Source organism: Pseudomonas sp. GW456-12-1-14-TSB6 (assembly GCF_059424205.1).
Genome location: NZ_JBWKZE010000012.1, coordinates 121,218 through 134,961, shown reverse-complemented (window position 1 = coordinate 134,961; position 13,744 = coordinate 121,218). Strand labels below are relative to the sequence as shown.

At 59.0% G+C, this 13,744-nt stretch carries 19 protein-coding genes; 10 read left to right on the top strand and 9 right to left on the bottom strand.

Translation table 11 applies throughout. The annotated features are described in order from the left end of the window. The first annotated feature begins 152 nt into the window (after nucleotides 1-152). Nucleotides 153-1,493 carry a DEAD/DEAH box helicase gene (locus tag AC07Y2_RS13795; RefSeq protein WP_074691127.1) on the top strand — a complete coding sequence of 447 codons (1,341 nt, stop codon included), beginning with the start codon at nucleotides 153-155 and terminating at the stop codon, nucleotides 1,491-1,493. A gap of 62 nt (nucleotides 1,494-1,555) precedes the next feature. Here AC07Y2_RS13795 and AC07Y2_RS13790 read toward each other — a convergent pair whose 3' ends face one another. The 3 genes from AC07Y2_RS13790 to AC07Y2_RS13780 all read right to left on the bottom strand — a co-directional run bounded on the left by AC07Y2_RS13790 (nucleotide 1,556) and on the right by AC07Y2_RS13780 (nucleotide 3,276). Continuing rightward, nucleotides 1,556-2,155 carry a hypothetical protein gene (locus AC07Y2_RS13790; RefSeq protein WP_039772551.1) on the bottom strand — a complete coding sequence of 200 codons (600 nt, stop codon included), beginning with the start codon at nucleotides 2,153-2,155 and terminating at the stop codon, nucleotides 1,556-1,558. After that, nucleotides 2,152-2,751, bottom strand: coding sequence for a papain-like cysteine protease family protein (locus AC07Y2_RS13785; RefSeq protein ID WP_074691129.1), 600 nt, complete (start codon nucleotides 2,749-2,751; stop codon nucleotides 2,152-2,154). Before AC07Y2_RS13785 ends, AC07Y2_RS13790 begins: the two co-directional genes overlap by 4 nt. 249 nt (nucleotides 2,752-3,000) lie before the next feature. Further along, nucleotides 3,001-3,276, bottom strand: a complete 276-nt coding sequence (locus AC07Y2_RS13780; RefSeq protein ID WP_007956561.1) for a hypothetical protein — start codon at nucleotides 3,274-3,276, stop codon at nucleotides 3,001-3,003. A gap of 165 nt (nucleotides 3,277-3,441) precedes the next feature. Here AC07Y2_RS13780 and AC07Y2_RS13775 point away from each other — a divergent pair, with 165 nt between their 5' ends. The 3 genes from AC07Y2_RS13775 (at nucleotide 3,442) to AC07Y2_RS13765 (ending at nucleotide 4,731) form a co-directional block, all read left to right on the top strand. After that, a complete protein-coding gene (locus AC07Y2_RS13775; RefSeq protein WP_074691131.1) occupies nucleotides 3,442-3,870 on the top strand; it encodes an Sbal_3080 family lipoprotein in 429 nt (142 codons plus the stop codon). After that, nucleotides 3,867-4,298, top strand: a complete 432-nt coding sequence (locus tag AC07Y2_RS13770) for a DUF2846 domain-containing protein (RefSeq protein ID WP_219736955.1) — start codon at nucleotides 3,867-3,869, stop codon at nucleotides 4,296-4,298. The genes AC07Y2_RS13775 and AC07Y2_RS13770 overlap by 4 nt, the downstream gene beginning before the upstream one ends. A gap of 79 nt (nucleotides 4,299-4,377) precedes the next feature. Next, nucleotides 4,378-4,731: a hypothetical protein gene (locus tag AC07Y2_RS13765; protein ID WP_103385756.1), complete on the top strand. Its 354-nt coding sequence runs from the start codon at nucleotides 4,378-4,380 to the stop codon at nucleotides 4,729-4,731. Nucleotides 4,732-4,834: 103 nt separating this feature from the next. On the opposite strand, the gene AC07Y2_RS13760 is transcribed toward AC07Y2_RS13765, so the two are convergent. Beyond that, nucleotides 4,835-5,569 (bottom strand): DUF899 domain-containing protein, encoded by a 735-nt coding sequence (locus tag AC07Y2_RS13760; RefSeq protein ID WP_103385755.1) that lies wholly within the window; start codon nucleotides 5,567-5,569, stop codon nucleotides 4,835-4,837. A gap of 176 nt (nucleotides 5,570-5,745) precedes the next feature. On the opposite strand from AC07Y2_RS13760, the gene AC07Y2_RS13755 reads away from it, so the two are divergent. After that, on the top strand, nucleotides 5,746-6,138 hold the full coding sequence (locus AC07Y2_RS13755; protein ID WP_039772548.1) for a hypothetical protein: 393 nt from the start codon (nucleotides 5,746-5,748) through the stop codon (nucleotides 6,136-6,138). A 62-nt stretch (nucleotides 6,139-6,200) separates the two neighbouring features. Here the strand turns inward: AC07Y2_RS13755 and AC07Y2_RS13750 are convergent, their stop codons facing one another. The 3 genes from AC07Y2_RS13750 to AC07Y2_RS13740 all read right to left on the bottom strand — a co-directional run bounded on the left by AC07Y2_RS13750 (nucleotide 6,201) and on the right by AC07Y2_RS13740 (nucleotide 8,270). Next, nucleotides 6,201-7,070 (bottom strand): DUF6279 family lipoprotein, encoded by an 870-nt coding sequence (locus AC07Y2_RS13750; protein WP_103385754.1) that lies wholly within the window; start codon nucleotides 7,068-7,070, stop codon nucleotides 6,201-6,203. A gap of 77 nt (nucleotides 7,071-7,147) precedes the next feature. Continuing rightward, nucleotides 7,148-7,864, bottom strand: a complete 717-nt coding sequence (locus tag AC07Y2_RS13745; RefSeq protein WP_039772546.1) for a TorF family putative porin — start codon at nucleotides 7,862-7,864, stop codon at nucleotides 7,148-7,150. 217 nt (nucleotides 7,865-8,081) lie between these two features. Beyond that, nucleotides 8,082-8,270, bottom strand: coding sequence for a PFL_1563 family small protein (locus AC07Y2_RS13740; protein WP_170844885.1), 189 nt, complete (start codon nucleotides 8,268-8,270; stop codon nucleotides 8,082-8,084). Between the two features lie 351 nt (nucleotides 8,271-8,621). Between AC07Y2_RS13740 and AC07Y2_RS13735 the strand changes: the two genes are divergently transcribed. From AC07Y2_RS13735 to AC07Y2_RS13725, 3 genes are all read left to right on the top strand, one after another. Continuing rightward, on the top strand, nucleotides 8,622-9,458 hold the full coding sequence (locus AC07Y2_RS13735) for a CvfB family protein (RefSeq protein ID WP_064594229.1): 837 nt from the start codon (nucleotides 8,622-8,624) through the stop codon (nucleotides 9,456-9,458). Between the two features lie 44 nt (nucleotides 9,459-9,502). Next, a complete protein-coding gene (locus AC07Y2_RS13730; RefSeq protein WP_074691140.1) occupies nucleotides 9,503-9,892 on the top strand; it encodes a DUF2177 family protein in 390 nt (129 codons plus the stop codon). Between the two features lie 163 nt (nucleotides 9,893-10,055). After that, complete coding sequence (locus AC07Y2_RS13725; RefSeq protein WP_103385753.1) at nucleotides 10,056-10,988, top strand: DMT family transporter; 933 nt, start codon at nucleotides 10,056-10,058, stop codon at nucleotides 10,986-10,988. On the opposite strand, the gene AC07Y2_RS13720 is transcribed toward AC07Y2_RS13725, so the two are convergent. Further along, complete coding sequence (locus AC07Y2_RS13720) at nucleotides 10,933-12,114, bottom strand: MFS transporter (RefSeq protein ID WP_103385752.1); 1,182 nt, start codon at nucleotides 12,112-12,114, stop codon at nucleotides 10,933-10,935. The two genes, AC07Y2_RS13725 and AC07Y2_RS13720, sit on opposite strands and share 56 nt — an antisense overlap. Nucleotides 12,115-12,218: 104 nt before the next feature. Here AC07Y2_RS13720 and ptrR point away from each other — a divergent pair, with 104 nt between their 5' ends. Next, complete coding sequence (ptrR, locus tag AC07Y2_RS13715; protein ID WP_103385751.1) at nucleotides 12,219-13,112, top strand: putrescine utilization regulator PtrR; 894 nt, start codon at nucleotides 12,219-12,221, stop codon at nucleotides 13,110-13,112. A gap of 142 nt (nucleotides 13,113-13,254) precedes the next feature. After that, nucleotides 13,255-13,383, top strand: a complete 129-nt coding sequence (locus AC07Y2_RS13710) for a PA1414 family protein (protein ID WP_003184145.1) — start codon at nucleotides 13,255-13,257, stop codon at nucleotides 13,381-13,383. A 93-nt stretch (nucleotides 13,384-13,476) separates the two neighbouring features. Here AC07Y2_RS13710 and AC07Y2_RS13705 read toward each other — a convergent pair whose 3' ends face one another. Continuing rightward, nucleotides 13,477-13,725, bottom strand: a complete 249-nt coding sequence (locus AC07Y2_RS13705) for a phosphopantetheine-containing protein (RefSeq protein WP_039772540.1) — start codon at nucleotides 13,723-13,725, stop codon at nucleotides 13,477-13,479. Nucleotides 13,726-13,744: the final 19 nt, after the last annotated feature.

The window sequence follows — 13,744 nt, the reverse complement described above, 5'->3', positions numbered from 1 at the left end:
GAGCATTTAAGACGCTGTGTATTACCGTTGGAGACAAATCGAGCAACAAAAAAGCCACTGATTACGGCGGATTTCACAAAGAAACTCGGCCTGAGCGCTCGAAACCGGTAACCTATGCAGCTGATTTTTTGCATATCTTCGAGGTAGCACCCGTGTTTTCCCAATTCGCCCTGCACGAACGCCTGCTCAAAGCCGTGGCCGAGCTGAAATTTGTCGAGCCAACGCCTGTGCAAGCCGCGGCCATTCCGCTGGCGCTTCAGGGGCGTGACCTGCGGGTGACGGCGCAAACCGGTAGCGGCAAGACCGCCGCTTTTGTCCTGCCGATCCTCAACCGCCTGATCGGCCCGGCCAAGGTTCGCGTCAGCATCAAGACCCTGATCCTGCTGCCGACCCGCGAGCTGGCCCAGCAGACCCTTAAGGAAGTCGAGCGCTTTTCGCAGTTCACTTTCATCAAGTCCGGCCTGATCACCGGCGGTGAAGACTTCAAGGTCCAGGCCGCCATGCTGCGCAAGGTGCCGGACATCCTGATCGGCACCCCGGGCCGGATGATCGAGCAACTGAACGCCGGCAACCTCGACCTCAAAGAAGTCGAAGTGTTGGTGCTCGACGAAGCCGACCGCATGCTCGACATGGGTTTCGCCGAAGACGTGCAGCGTCTGGTCGACGAATGCCCGAACCGTCAGCAGACCATGCTGTTCTCCGCCACCACCGGCGGTTCCGGCCTGCGCGAGATGATCGCAAAGGTGCTGAACAACCCCGAGCACCTGCAGCTGAACGCGGTCAGCCAACTGAACGACACCACCCGTCAGCAGATCATCACCGCCGACCACAACCAGCACAAAGAACAGATTGTGAACTGGCTGCTGGCCAACGAGACCTACCAGAAGGCCATCGTCTTCACCAACACTCGGGCCATGGCCGACCGCATCTACGGTCGCCTCGTCGCTCAGGAATACAAGGCGTTCGTGCTACACGGCGAGAAAGACCAGAAGGATCGCAAACTGGCGATCGACCGTCTGAAGCAGGGCGGCGTGAAAATCCTGGTGGCTACCGACGTGGCGGCCCGTGGTCTGGACGTTGACGGCCTGGATCTGGTGATCAACTTCGACATGCCACGCAGCGGCGACGAATACGTGCACCGCATCGGTCGTACCGGCCGTGCCGGCAACGACGGTCTGGCGATCTCGCTGATCTGCCACGGCGACTGGAACCTGATGTCGAGCATCGAGCGCTATCTGAAGCAGAGCTTCGAGCGCCGCACCATCAAGGAAGTCAAAGGCACCTATGGCGGACCGAAAAAGGTCAAGGCCTCGGGCAAGGCCGTCGGTGTGAAGAAGAAAAAGACCGACGCCAAGGGCGACAAGAAGAAAACCGCCGCCAAGACCCCGACCAAGCGCAAGAGCGCCAACCGTCCGAAACCGGACGCTCTGGTGAGCAGCGACGGCATGGCCCCGCTGAAACGCCGCAAGCCGGCAGCGCCAGCGGTGGAATAAACCGTTTCAGGCAACCAATAAAAAACCCGGACACGGTCCGGGTTTTTTATTGCCTGGGTTTATCAACTGCCCAGCAGGCCAGTGGTGTCGGCGTCAAAACGCCGCTTGGCCTGATCGGCCGCCGGTTTGAGCTGTGCGAGCAGGGCAGCCTCGCTGTACAGCCCGGTCAGTGCCAGCTCTTTTGGCGTTGGCTCGATCGGGATCAGCACGTCTTCGTCCGCCGCATGCAGCCAGATCGCCACGAAGTGCAGCGACGACACAAACAGCATCCGCAGCTCAACGGTTTTGCCCTTCAGCTGCGGTGATTGTTCCGCCAGTTTCAGCGCACCGACCGTGGCGGCCGCCAGGTTGCCGTGGTTCAGCGAGGCGAACTCGACGTGACCGCGTACTTCGGCCAATTGCGCATCGGCAATTGATACCCCGCCAGAAAACACCAGGTAATGCCAGTCGCCGACTCGGGCGTTTTTCAGGCCTTTGCCCTGGCTCAAGTCGTCCAGACTGAGCGAGTAGCCGCGATAGGCCTCGCTGAGGCTGATCCCGGTGGGCGCGGCGCTGGCGAACTGGCGATTGACGCCGAAACCCTGGGTCTGCAACGCGGCCTGCAGGGCCGGACGCAAGGTCTGGACGCCGTTGGAAGGCGCTTTTGGATAAGTCAGTTTCATGATGCCGCCCCCTGGTTTTTCGCCGTGAAGTAGGTGTGGGTCCAGTTACCGCCGCCGTTGTAGGAGCCGGGGAAGGCACTCAGCGCGCGGGTCGAATAGCCGTAGATCGAGTCCGCGACCAGCACGTAATTGCCGTTGGTGCCATAGATCGCCAGGAAGTGCGCACCGCCACCGTACCAGGCACAGCGCAGGCCTATCGGGCGGCCCATATTGATCTGGTTCTGGATGGCCGACATCTGTAGCGAGCCCGAATTCATGCCGTTGAAACTGCGGGTGATCTTCAGCGCTACGTCCAGATAGCCGTACACGTTGCACGGCCCCGGTTGATTGCAGCAATTGCGATCCAGCGCGGCACTGGCAACGGCGCATTGGGTCCAGGACCCGGTGCCGTAATAATTGCCGACCGAGGCGGAAGCGGCGGCCCAGCACCAGTTGGTCTGGGTCTGTTGCTGCATGATGAAGTTCAGGCTGGCGGCCGCGAGGGCGCGTTGTTGAACAGCTGCCTCGACCTCGACCAGTTGCGGGTCGAGCAGATGGCTGATCAGACATTCGGGCAGGGTGTTGCCAGTGAATGCCGTTGTCTCAGTGGTTAACATTTTTCAATCCTCCATGAATGAAAACAAACGTTCCGCGTTTGCGGGATAACGCTATTGCCGAGCGATCGGTGCTAAAGGGTTGCCATCTCCGATGGCCGGTTCCGATCAGGCTCGGGGTAACCCTAGGTGTGAATATGCATTTGTGCAAATAACAAAATGCACCAATGCAAATTTAAGGACAAAAGAAAGCAGGCCTTGGTATCGATCCAGCCGGATCGATACCAAAGCCTGCCGTTGTCTGCGCGGGTGCTATCCCTCGGTTTTCTTCTCGGCCGAACCCAGTTCCTTCAAGCGCTGATCGATCAACTGGCATTTGTCCGGCAGATCGGCGGAGGCAGTGCCCAAGTCCATTTTCTGCAACTCGGCGTTGATCTCTTTGGCCTTGGTCGGGTTTTGCTCGGTGAGCTTCGCGACTTCCTTGGCCAGTTGCTCGCGTTTGGCGGTGGCTTCTTCCGGCGTACAGGCCCAGACGGGCAGGGCGCAGGCAAGCGTGGCGGCGAGGGTGAGCTTGAGCAGGGTTTTCATGGGGGCAGGCCTCAGTTCCGGTTAAGGCGGGTTAACCGGTTGAGGGTTTTGGCCGAGCGAAAGTTCAGTTTCTGTATTGAAGGTTTGCCCTGTAATTGACCGTTTTCGGGGGCTCCACTAGGATGCGCCACTATATTGATATCAACTGGCACTGAAGGATCGAACATGCTTTCTAGAGTTGTCACCGCGGGCCTGCTGCTGGCGCTGGCCGGTTGCACCAACGTCAAGGTCGAGCCGGTGGCTCCTCAATACAAGATCTCGACACTGTGCATCGAGGAAAATCCGAAAGTGGTCGTGGGCGACTTCGTTGCTGGCGTTCAAACAGTGTTGCGTCGCCACGGCATCGACAGCCAGGTGTATACCGCTCCGGTTCCTGCCAACTGTGAATATCGCTTGAACTACACCGCCATCCGCTCCTGGGATCTCTCCATGTACTTGTCCGATGCCACCGTTCGACTTTACAAGGGCGAGCAGCAAATCGGTTTTGCCCATTACAACCTGACAAACGAGGGCGGTTTCGATTTGTCGAAACTGGCCTCGGTCGAGGAAAAAATGGCGCCGGTGTTCAACCAGCTGTTGGGGCAAAAACAATGAGCCCGTTTATCCAGCGTCTCTCGGCCCTGTTGTTCCTGCTGATGCTGAGCGGGTGCAGCCACCATCAAACTGCTCAACCGTACTTCGAGCCGCCCCAGCCACCGCAGGGCAAGGCGCTGGTCTACATGATGCGTTCGCAGGTGATTCAGGGCAGTTTCTACGACAGCATTTTCAGCATCAATGACAGTGCGGTCGTGGCACTCGGCAGCAAAAACTATTCGTGGGTGTATGTCAGCCCTGGTTTGCACAAGGTTTCCGCAGGGCAGCGCCCGAACCCCGGCAATGTCTTCCTGAACCTGCCCGTCGAGGCGGGCAAAGAGTACTTCGTCGAATACACACAGGAAAACATGATGGAACTGATCCGGTTGCGCAAACCGGAGGAGGGTAAGCCCATGGTTCGCGGTTACGAATACTTGCGGGTCGAGTGATGTTCTCGGGTAACGAATTCAAGGCGGACGTGCTGGGTGATCCGCCCCTTTGCCGTTGTGAACCCAGGAAGGACACGCGATGACCGAAGATAAGATTTACCAAAGGCTCGGACAGCTGTTGGTCGATGAGGCGCCTGAGTCAGCGATGAGAGTGATCGTTGATGTGGAGCTTTCGCCCGAGGACGATCACTGTCAGTTGCTGTTTGATTATGTCGACGGAAAAGGCGAGCGGGACTGGTTCAGTCCGAGCAGTGGTGAGGTTGACCGCATTGTCATGAACAGCCTGGTTGCCCTTAGAAAGTTGCACAGAGCGCAAAACCTTACGGCCGGACTACCCGCGTGGAACGCCTGTGAGATTGCCATGGACATTGTGGGCGGCAAGTTGGAAATCGACTTCAGGTATGACGAGACGCTTTATCTGCAGACTGACTGACGCAAAGCATCCTTAGCGACTGGCGTCGCTTTACCGTATTTGAAGCAGAGACAGATTCAAAAGGTCGAACAATCTGTCTCGCTTCATCGCAATCAAGTGGCGATCAGGTCGCGTGGCAGCAACTGGATTTCGTTTCTCCCTCATACCGGTCATGGTGCCGCACCCATTCCATGATCTCGTCCTCATTGCGGCCCTTGGGCGTGAGGTCGAGGTAGTTGTAGGCGCCGACCAACAGGTCGAGGCCGCGGGCATAGGTTGAGTAAGTGTGGAAAATGTCGCCGTTGTCGGCGCGATAAAACACGCTGAGCCCGGGCATTTCTTCCTCGACGCTGTCGGTCTTTTCGTAGTTGTACGTAGCCTTGCCTGCCTCGACATCTTCAGCGCGGGCGCACACGCCAAAGTCGTAGTTGAAATCGCAACCGTCCGACGACACCCAGTCGAATGTCCAGCCCATCCGCCGCTTGAAGGCCTGGAATTCGGCGAACGGTGCGTGGGACACCGCCACCAGCGCAATGTCGTGATGGGCCAGGTGTTGGTTGGCGCCGTCGATGTGGTCGCTGAGGAATGAACAGCCCGGGCAGCCTTCCTCCCAGCCCTTGGCGAACATGAAGTGGTAAACGACGAGCTGGCTGTGTTTGCCGAACAGGTCGGCAAGTTTCAATTCGCCGTTCGGGCCCATGAAGCGGTAATCCTTGTCTACCTTCACCCAGGGCAGGGCGCGGCGTTTGGCGCTGAGCCGGTCGCGTTCCTTGGTGAAGGCCTTTTCATCGGCCAGATGCTGCTTGCGGGCGGCGAGCCATTCTTCGCGCGACACCACCGGATGATTCTCAACGTTCATGATGATTTCTCCTGCGGGGTTGAAACCGTCTGTCGCAGACTAGTCGTTCAACCACCCGGGAATTCGACAGACCGCCGGTCGGTCGGGGCGCCGAATAATCCTGAACGGTGACGCAGCGCTCCGGTCACAACCTGTGAACGCGCCAAAAAATCACGCGCACCGGAGGTTGAATCAGGATGACGACTTATAACTGGGATTTGATTGAGCGCCTGCTGCATGAAGTGCAGAACGGCGCGGGCCACAGCTTTGCGCCACGGTCTTTTGCCGAAGACTATGCGGCGGAAAAAGCGGCGGCGGGCGAGCCGATCGAGAATCTGGATCACCTGAAAACGCTCGCCTGCGACTACGAAAAGCTGCTGCTGGAGCGCGGCTACATCGAGCCCCGTGGCGAAGATGAAGGCAGTACCGGCAACAACTTCAGCCTGACCCCGCGTGGCTCCAGCCTGTTGAGCCTGATCGACAGCAGCATTCCCGGCAACGATCATCCGCGTCAGGTGCTCGATGAGCAGGAAGATGCGCTGGATGAGCTGACATTCGATGAGGTGGCCTCCAAGGCGCAGATTGCCTGAGGCGTTGCACGAAAAACCGTGGGAGCGATTTTGCTCGCTCCCACATGGGTTTTTCAGTGATCTCAGCTTTTTTGTGCGGCCTTCAGGCACTTCAAGTCATTGAAGTCCTTGCGCACCCCTTCGATTTTTTTCAACAGGCGCTGCCTTTGCTGCGGCGTGCTCTCTGCCATCAGGTCGACGAACAGCGAACGGGCCTGCGCCTCGGTATTGGCGTAGGCCTTTTGGTAATCCGCTGTCCATAAACGCTCGCGATTGACCAGAAGCGTCTCGATCCGTTGTGGGAATTCAGGACTTTTGCGTTGCGCCACCGCCGCGCTGAACTGCTTCTGCCAATGCGCACGGTTGGCGATCCACTGGGTGTTCTGATCGCCCAGGGCGGTTGACCAGGCCATCACCCGCTGTTCCTGTTTGGCGCTCAACGGGCCGAGCCAATCGTTGAGACGCTTGTCCATGCGCGCGCCTCGTTCGGCAATCTGCTGCGCCAGTGGTGGCTTGAGGTATTCCTGCTGGCGCTTTTGCAGATCCTTGGCAAACGCGTCGTTCATTTCAGCGACCTGCCGATCATCCAGCCCTTGCAGCAATTCAATCGCCGACGGGGTGATTTCCCGGGCGGTTTCGGCGATCGCCTGCTTGGCTTCTGCGGTGCGGGCCTGGAGCGCTGCGTCGGTGACCTGATTGGTCTCGACCATGGTTTGCAGGCGATCCAGCCAATCGAGATAACCCGGCAATTGCGTGGTGCAATGCCAGTTCAAGTGTTCCCTGAGTCGCTCGTTGAACCAGTCCTTCTGCTCGCCGTTCATGTCCAGGTAGTCGCTGAGCGTCCACGGAATGATCACGTCAAGATTGCGATAGGCCAGGCCAACACGGCTGCAGGCGCCGAGGGCGAGGGTCAGGATCATTAGAACTGCGATGCGTTTGAACCAGCTAGACATGGGCGAGTCCTTGCGAAAGCCAGCCTTGAGGGTCTGATTCTCATGTGAACACAGGATGGCCCCGGCAGTTCAGCCCATCAAAAGAACGGGCGTTCGGCCTTGAGCGTGACCAGCCCGTCGCACTGACTGTTATGCCCGGAATAGGCCGAGCAATCGCTGCCGCTGAGGCTCGAATTGCTGTAGATCAGGTCGAGGTCGATGCCCATGAACGGCCGGGAAAGTTTCACCGACCAATCGGTAAAACTGCTGACATAACCCCCGTCCACCGAGACCGGCGTGTTGAGTTGATGGGTGGTGTATTTCATGCTGATCCCGATACCGAACGGCTGATTGCCGCCCAGGTCGGCAAACAGGGTGTTGTTCTGTTTGTCCGGATCGTTGCTCAGGGCGATGCCGATCCGGCTGCCGAGCAGGGTCAGGCCACCGAACAGTTCCTGGCTGTCGAGGGTGTCGACCTTGGGGTAGCTGTAATGGATCATCCCGACTTCGTAGCCGAGGGTCTGATCGAAAGGTTGTTTAAAGCCGACGTAGGAGTCGATTTCGAGATTCTTCCCCGGCGTGAGGCCCATGCTCGGTGCGTACTGGCCTACATACAGGCCGCTGTCGTGGCTCAGGTCCAGACCGCCGTGGAACGAGCCGACTGCCGAAGGTTTGACCAGCCCCTGGGCCATGCTGCGGCTGGGCGTGGTGCCGAGCTTGAGGTCGAAGTCACCGAGTTCACGCTGGAAAATCTGCGCGTGCGCGGCCGTGCTCGCCAGCAGGCCTACAAGCAATAAACAGGATGATTTGAGCATGCGTCACTCCTTGAGCAGCGAGCGCAGGGCGATAAAGCCTGCTGAAACGCTTGATCCAGACGCGTGCAAGGATACCGGCGAATGATCGGCATCGAGGGCCGTTCGTCGATTTCTGCTGTTTTACAGGTTTGATTAAACGCGAGAGAGGTCTTGCGAGGGATCCGGTCCAGACGCTTCGAAGCTCAAAGCGCCTTTGGACTGGTGTGCTGCGGGGGTGTTACTTCTTGCCCAGGCTGATCTGCTTGGACGGGCCGAACGTCTGGCCGCTGACGCCCTTGGCAATTTGCTGGATTTCGCCGCCGGACTTGAGGAATGCCGCGATCTGATCGTTGATCGATTCGCTGGTTTCAACGGCTGGAGCTGGCTTTGCTTTGCTGGAGGATGCTTTTACACGCATGGCGGCCATTAACCTGTAGAAAAGTAACTCGGCCAGGCATCGTACAGGAATAACTTGACAATTGCTTGGTAAATATCCCCCGGAATAACCCAGTGGGCGGGTGGATTATTCGTGATTAATTATTCGAAATATCCCGCTAACCTGCTGTTTTAAATAACAACATTTAGGCGATTCCATGATGTTCGGCGCTGTCGGGAACGCGTGATAGCCGTCACGCTGGCCTGACGAGCGGCGTCCATCCAACCCGAAATCCAGGAAAATCAAGGCCTCCCACAGATTTTCGCGCGGCCGGCCGATCGGACGGCCAACCAGCACGGCAAAACCGGGTAGAATGCCGCCCACGCAATGAGGGTATTGGAAATGGCTTTAGTCGGGCGTTACAACAGTTTGCAAGTGGTTAAACACACTAACTTCGGTTTATATCTGGACGGCGGTGCCGACGGCGAAATTCTTTTGCCCAACCGTTATATCCCCAAAGATATTCCCAGCGAAGATGAAGACTGGCTCAATGTTTTCATTTATCTGGACAGCGATGACAAACTTATTGCCACCACTGAAAAACCAAAAGTTCAGGTCGGTGAATTTGCCAGTTTGAAAGTTGTTGAAGTCAACAGCATCGGCGTGTTTCTCGATTGGGGCCTGCCGAAGGATCTGCTGCTGCCTTACTCCGAAGAAAAACGCCAGATGACCGCCGGCGAGTACTGCGTGGTGCACGTCTACCTCGACAAACACACCCGCCGCATCACCGCCACCGCGCGCCTGGATCGTTATCTGGACAAGACCCCGGCCAACTATAGCGCTGGGCAGGAAGTTGATCTGCTGGTCGCCGAAGCCACCGACATGGGCTTCAAGGCAATCATCAACAACAAGCACTGGGGTCTGATTCACAAGAATGAAATCTTCAAGTTCATGCGTTCCGGCATGCGCGAGAAAGGTTTCATCAAGGAAGTGCGCGCCGACGGCAAGATCAGCCTGAGTCTGCAACCGGTAGGGCAGGAAGCGGCCAGCAGCCTGAACTCGAAGATCCTCGCCAAGTTGCGCGAAAACGATGGCACCCTGGCCGTCAGCGACAAGAGCGATCCGGCACTGATCAGCAGCCTGTTCGGTGTCAGCAAGGGCAATTTCAAGAAGGCCATCGGTTCGTTGTACAAGAACGGTCAGATCGTCATTCATGCCGATCGCATTGAACTAACCTGAGTCTTGCGTGGCCCATGTTGCATGGGCTTACTTGAGATCGGCAGATGAAAAAAGCGTTGATTGCCTACGTTGCCACACTGCTGGCGTTTCTTCTGCTCGACGGGCTCTGGCTCGGCGTGCTGATGGCGCCGACCTATCGTGAACTGCTCGGTTCGCTGATGCTCGAAAAACCGTTGCTGGTACCAGCAGCGATTTTTTATTGCCTGTACGTTTTCGGCTGTGTGGTGTTTGTGGTGCTGCCGTCGCTGACCTGGCAACGCGCCGCCCGCATGGGCGCGCTGCTCGGGTTGGTGGCTTATGGCACCTATGACCTGACCAATTGGGCGACCTTGCGCGGCTGGTCGATGCAGGTGTCGCTGATTGATTGGGCCTGGGGGACGTTTGCCACGGCGCTGGCCTGTACGGTCGGGTTTTGGGCCGCTCGCCGAGGCTGACGGCGGGCATGACGCAACAGGGCAATTGCATGTCTTTGCCGGGCGGCAATTTCTGTCCGACTGGTTGATAATCCCTGCCATCCTTTTTAGCCCCGGACAAAGAGCCGGGGCTTTGTTTGACCATTGGAAAAACTGCCATGTCGTGTGTGTTCGAGGTGTCGAAGTGAGCGTCAGTCGGCGCAGTGCCGACGGTTTTGCCCTGCAAGTGATGATCGGCCTGTGCCTGATCTGGGGCGTGCAGCAGGTGATGATCAAGTGGGCGGCGACCGACATTGCGCCGGTGATGCAGGCGGCGGGGCGGTCGGGAATTTCCGCGTTGCTGGTAGGACTGCTCATCTGCTGGAAGGGCGGCTGGGATCAGGTAGGTAGCACCTGGCGCGGCGGCTTGCTGGCCGGTGCCTTGTTCGGTCTGGAGTTCCTGTTCATCTCCGAAGGCTTGCAGTTGACCACGGCGGCGCACATGTCGGTGTTCCTTTACACCGCACCAATCTTCACCGCGCTGGGTGTGCATTTCCTGTTGCCGAGCGAGCGTCTAAGACCGGTGCAATGGCTGGGGATCTTCATGGCATTCGTCGGGATCGCCGTGGCGTTTGCCGGCGGTGTGTCGTGGGACAACCTCGACCGCCGGATGTTGATGGGCGATGCCCTCGGCGTGCTGGCCGGCGCCAGTTGGGGCGCAACCACCGTGGTGGTGCGCGCCTCGCGTCTGTCGGAAGCGCCGGTGACGCTGACGCTTTTTTACCAGCTGATTGTCGGCTTCATCGGCCTGTTGCTGATCGCGCTGCTCAGCGGCCAGATCACCCACGTCAGCCTGACCGTCGTAGCCGTGGGCAGCGTGCTGTTCCAGGGACTGGTGGTGTCGTTCTTCAGTTACCTGACCTGGTTCTGGCTGCTGCGCCGTTATCTGGCGGCCAACCTTGCGGTGTTTTCTTTCATGACGCCATTGTTCGGCGTGACCTTCGGCGTAGTGCTGCTCGGCGAAGAACTCAGCCTGAACTTCATCGTCGGTGCCGTGCTGGTGTTACTCGGCATCACCTTCGTCAGCGCGGAACAGTGGGTGCGTCGGCGTTTGCGCAAAGCCCTCGGCCAGCCGTAACGGATTTGCACGCCAGACCGCCGGCAATCAGCAGGCCGCTGCCGGCGATCACCAGCGCCGGTTGCAGGCCGCCGCTGAAATGGCTGCTGACCGCCGCCAGCAACGGCCCGCTGAGCTGGCCGACGGCGAAGCACGCAGTGAGCAGGCCGGCGTTGCGCTGGGTGGCGTGGGGCGCCAGTTCCCGGGAGCGTTGCATCACCAGTTGCATGCAGGCCAGGAACGGCGTGCCGCACAGGATCACGCCCAGCGCCAGACCAGGGCCACTGCCCAGCAGACAAGCGAACACCCCGGCGGCCTGCAGCCACAACGTCGCCATCAACCAGTGCCGGGTGGTTTCCGGATCGTGCCGACGCAAACTCACCAGCAGCACCCCGATTGCAGCGCCGAGGCCGAAGCACGGCCAGAACAGATCCGCCTGCCACTGCCCGTGAAACTGCGCGTTGGCCATTTGCGACAGAAACGTGGCCGGAATGATGTAGCCCACGCCATACAAGGCATACACCACCGCCAAACGTCCAATGCCACGATTTGACGAACCGACCGCAGTCGGCGCGGCCGATACACCGACGCCCGGTTGCGGCAGGATCCGCACGATCCCCAGCAACATCACCAGCGCCACGGCGGCGTAGATCAGCCACAGGGTGGCGGAAGTCTGCTGCGCCAGATGTGAGAACAGCGCCAGCAGCCCAGTCAGAAAAATCCCCAACCCCGGCCCGGCAAATACCAGCGCCCCCAACCGTGGGCGACCCGCCGCCGCAGCCAGTGGCTGACTCAACGCAGTAATCATCACCAGCACCCAGGCGCTCGCCACACCAGTGCCGAAGCGCAGTAACAAATGCGACCAGAAACCGTTGGCCCAAAACGACGCCAGCGTCAGCAGCACACACAACCACAAGCCACCGTGCAGGCGCCGCTGCACCTGATCCGGCCGCCGGGAAAACATCGCATCCACCGCGCCGAGCAGGTAACCAAGGTAGTTGGCCGCCGCAATCAGACCGGCGGCGGTCAGGTCGATCTGGCCTTCGCTGAGCAGGTGCGGCAGTTGCGGGGTGAGGGCGAAACGCCCGATGCCCATGGCCATCATCAGGGCAATGAAACAGGCGGATAAGCGAATCAGCGGTGACATGGTCTGAATTCCGTTGGAGGTTCAATGACCGTCAGGCTAGGACTGATTGACTTTCTTTAAAATTGAATAATAGTGAGAAACTTGTTCTGTTCAGGAGAAAGGTTGTGGAGTTCAGCCAATTGCGGATCTTCCAGGCCGTTGCCGAAGAGGGCTCGATCACCCGCGCCGCCGAACGTTTGCACCGCGTGCCGTCGAACCTGTCGACCCGGCTTAAACAGCTGGAGGAGCAACTGGGCGTCGAACTGTTCGTCCGTGAGCGTCAGCGTTTGCAGTTGTCGCCTGCGGGAAAAGTCCTGCTGGACTACACCGGCAAACTGTTCGCCTTGCGCGATCAGGCCTGCGCGGCGGTGATGGGCGGGCAGCCGGCGGGGGATTTCGTGCTCGGTACGCTGTACAGCACCGCCGCGATCCATTTGCCGGCGCTGCTGGCGCGCTATCACAAGCAATATCCGGCAGTGAATCTTCAGGTGCAGTCCGGGCCCAGTGGCGAGTTGCTCGAAGGCCTGCTCACCGGGCGCCTCGACGCCGCGCTGGTGGACGGCCCGCCGCAACTGGCCGGGATCGACGGTGTGCCGTTGTGCAACGAGCGACTGGTGCTGATCAGCGAGGCCGATCACCCGCCGGTGCGTAGCGCCAGGGATGTCGAAGGGCGGGCAGTGTTCACCTTCCGCCATGGCTGCGCCTATCGCGCACGGCTGGAAGCGTGGTTCGCCCACTATCAGGCGGCGATGGGGCGGGCGATGGAGATCGAGTCCTATCAGGGCATGCTCGCCTGTGTGATTGCCGGCAGCGGTGTGGCGCTGATGTCGGAGTCGATGCTCGCCAGCCTGCCGGGGCGCGAAAGCGTGGCGGTGCATCCGCTGGCCGAACCTTTTGCCAGTGCGACAACATGGCTCATGTGGCGCCGGGGCATGGTCGGTGCCAACCTCAACGCGTGGATTGAACAGCAGCAGGCGCTCTATCCCGTGGCTGGCGAGGACGTGCGGGAAACGGCTTGAACGAACGGACAGGGATTTGGATCAATTCAGTAACAGATCATTGCGGATTTGGCCGAGCATTGCGTAGGACTTCGGACTATTATCAGTGCGAAGCGGCCTCAGAATTCCGGACGCTCAGCACCACCCTGAAGGGGGCATGACGATGAAAGAGAAAATTCAAAACTGGCTGCACGATTTGGGTGTTGCCCTCGGCTTGATCGAACCGCCTCTGCAACCGGTCCCGATTCGCACCGATGACGAACAGCGTCGGCGTCAGCCACGTCGGCGGTAATGCCCCGCTTTGAAGGATCAAAGGATTTAAACGACAAAAGATCGCATCCGGCCGTCGCTCCATGGAGTGGCGGCCGGGTGCGATCTTTTGTTTTCAGTGACGCCCGATTTCCATCAGAAACCGGCTCAGGTCATTCACGGTTTTCGCAGTCTTGAGCATCCGATCCTCTTCGGCGGTGAAGGCCGTCAGTCCGAATTCATCTTCCAGATGGAAGATCAGATCCTCGATATCCGCTTTTTCCAGCCCCAGTTGCGCAAGGCTGGTGTGGTCGTCGAATTCACGATTTTCCAGCAGGCGCAGGATGAAGCGGTGCACGGCAGCACGCACGGCAGCTCTTCTCATGGCAGATTTTTATTGTGGT

Bases quoted from the DNA above. Each gene is read 5' to 3' on its own strand.
- AC07Y2_RS13775 (WP_074691131.1), top strand. From the start codon at position 3,442: ATGCTTTCTAGAGTTGTCACCGCGGGCCTGCTGCTGGCGCTGGCCGGT.
- AC07Y2_RS13785 (WP_074691129.1), bottom strand. From the start codon at position 2,751: ATGTTAACCACTGAGACAACGGCATTCACTGGCAACACCCTGCCCGAA.
- AC07Y2_RS13720 (WP_103385752.1), bottom strand. From the start codon at position 12,114: ATGTCACCGCTGATTCGCTTATCCGCCTGTTTCATTGCCCTGATGATG.
- AC07Y2_RS13735 (WP_064594229.1), top strand. From the start codon at position 8,622: ATGGCTTTAGTCGGGCGTTACAACAGTTTGCAAGTGGTTAAACACACT.
- AC07Y2_RS13765 (WP_103385756.1), top strand. From the start codon at position 4,378: ATGACCGAAGATAAGATTTACCAAAGGCTCGGACAGCTGTTGGTCGAT.
- AC07Y2_RS13750 (WP_103385754.1), bottom strand. From the start codon at position 7,070: ATGTCTAGCTGGTTCAAACGCATCGCAGTTCTAATGATCCTGACCCTC.
- AC07Y2_RS13730 (WP_074691140.1), top strand. From the start codon at position 9,503: ATGAAAAAAGCGTTGATTGCCTACGTTGCCACACTGCTGGCGTTTCTT.
- AC07Y2_RS13790 (WP_039772551.1), bottom strand. From the start codon at position 2,155: ATGAAACTGACTTATCCAAAAGCGCCTTCCAACGGCGTCCAGACCTTG.
- AC07Y2_RS13705 (WP_039772540.1), bottom strand. From the start codon at position 13,725: ATGAGAAGAGCTGCCGTGCGTGCTGCCGTGCACCGCTTCATCCTGCGC.
- AC07Y2_RS13710 (WP_003184145.1), top strand. From the start codon at position 13,255: ATGAAAGAGAAAATTCAAAACTGGCTGCACGATTTGGGTGTTGCCCTC.
- AC07Y2_RS13770 (WP_219736955.1), top strand. From the start codon at position 3,867: ATGAGCCCGTTTATCCAGCGTCTCTCGGCCCTGTTGTTCCTGCTGATG.
- AC07Y2_RS13755 (WP_039772548.1), top strand. From the start codon at position 5,746: ATGACGACTTATAACTGGGATTTGATTGAGCGCCTGCTGCATGAAGTG.
- AC07Y2_RS13760 (WP_103385755.1), bottom strand. From the start codon at position 5,569: ATGAACGTTGAGAATCATCCGGTGGTGTCGCGCGAAGAATGGCTCGCC.
- AC07Y2_RS13740 (WP_170844885.1), bottom strand. From the start codon at position 8,270: ATGGCCGCCATGCGTGTAAAAGCATCCTCCAGCAAAGCAAAGCCAGCT.
- AC07Y2_RS13745 (WP_039772546.1), bottom strand. From the start codon at position 7,864: ATGCTCAAATCATCCTGTTTATTGCTTGTAGGCCTGCTGGCGAGCACG.
- AC07Y2_RS13780 (WP_007956561.1), bottom strand. From the start codon at position 3,276: ATGAAAACCCTGCTCAAGCTCACCCTCGCCGCCACGCTTGCCTGCGCC.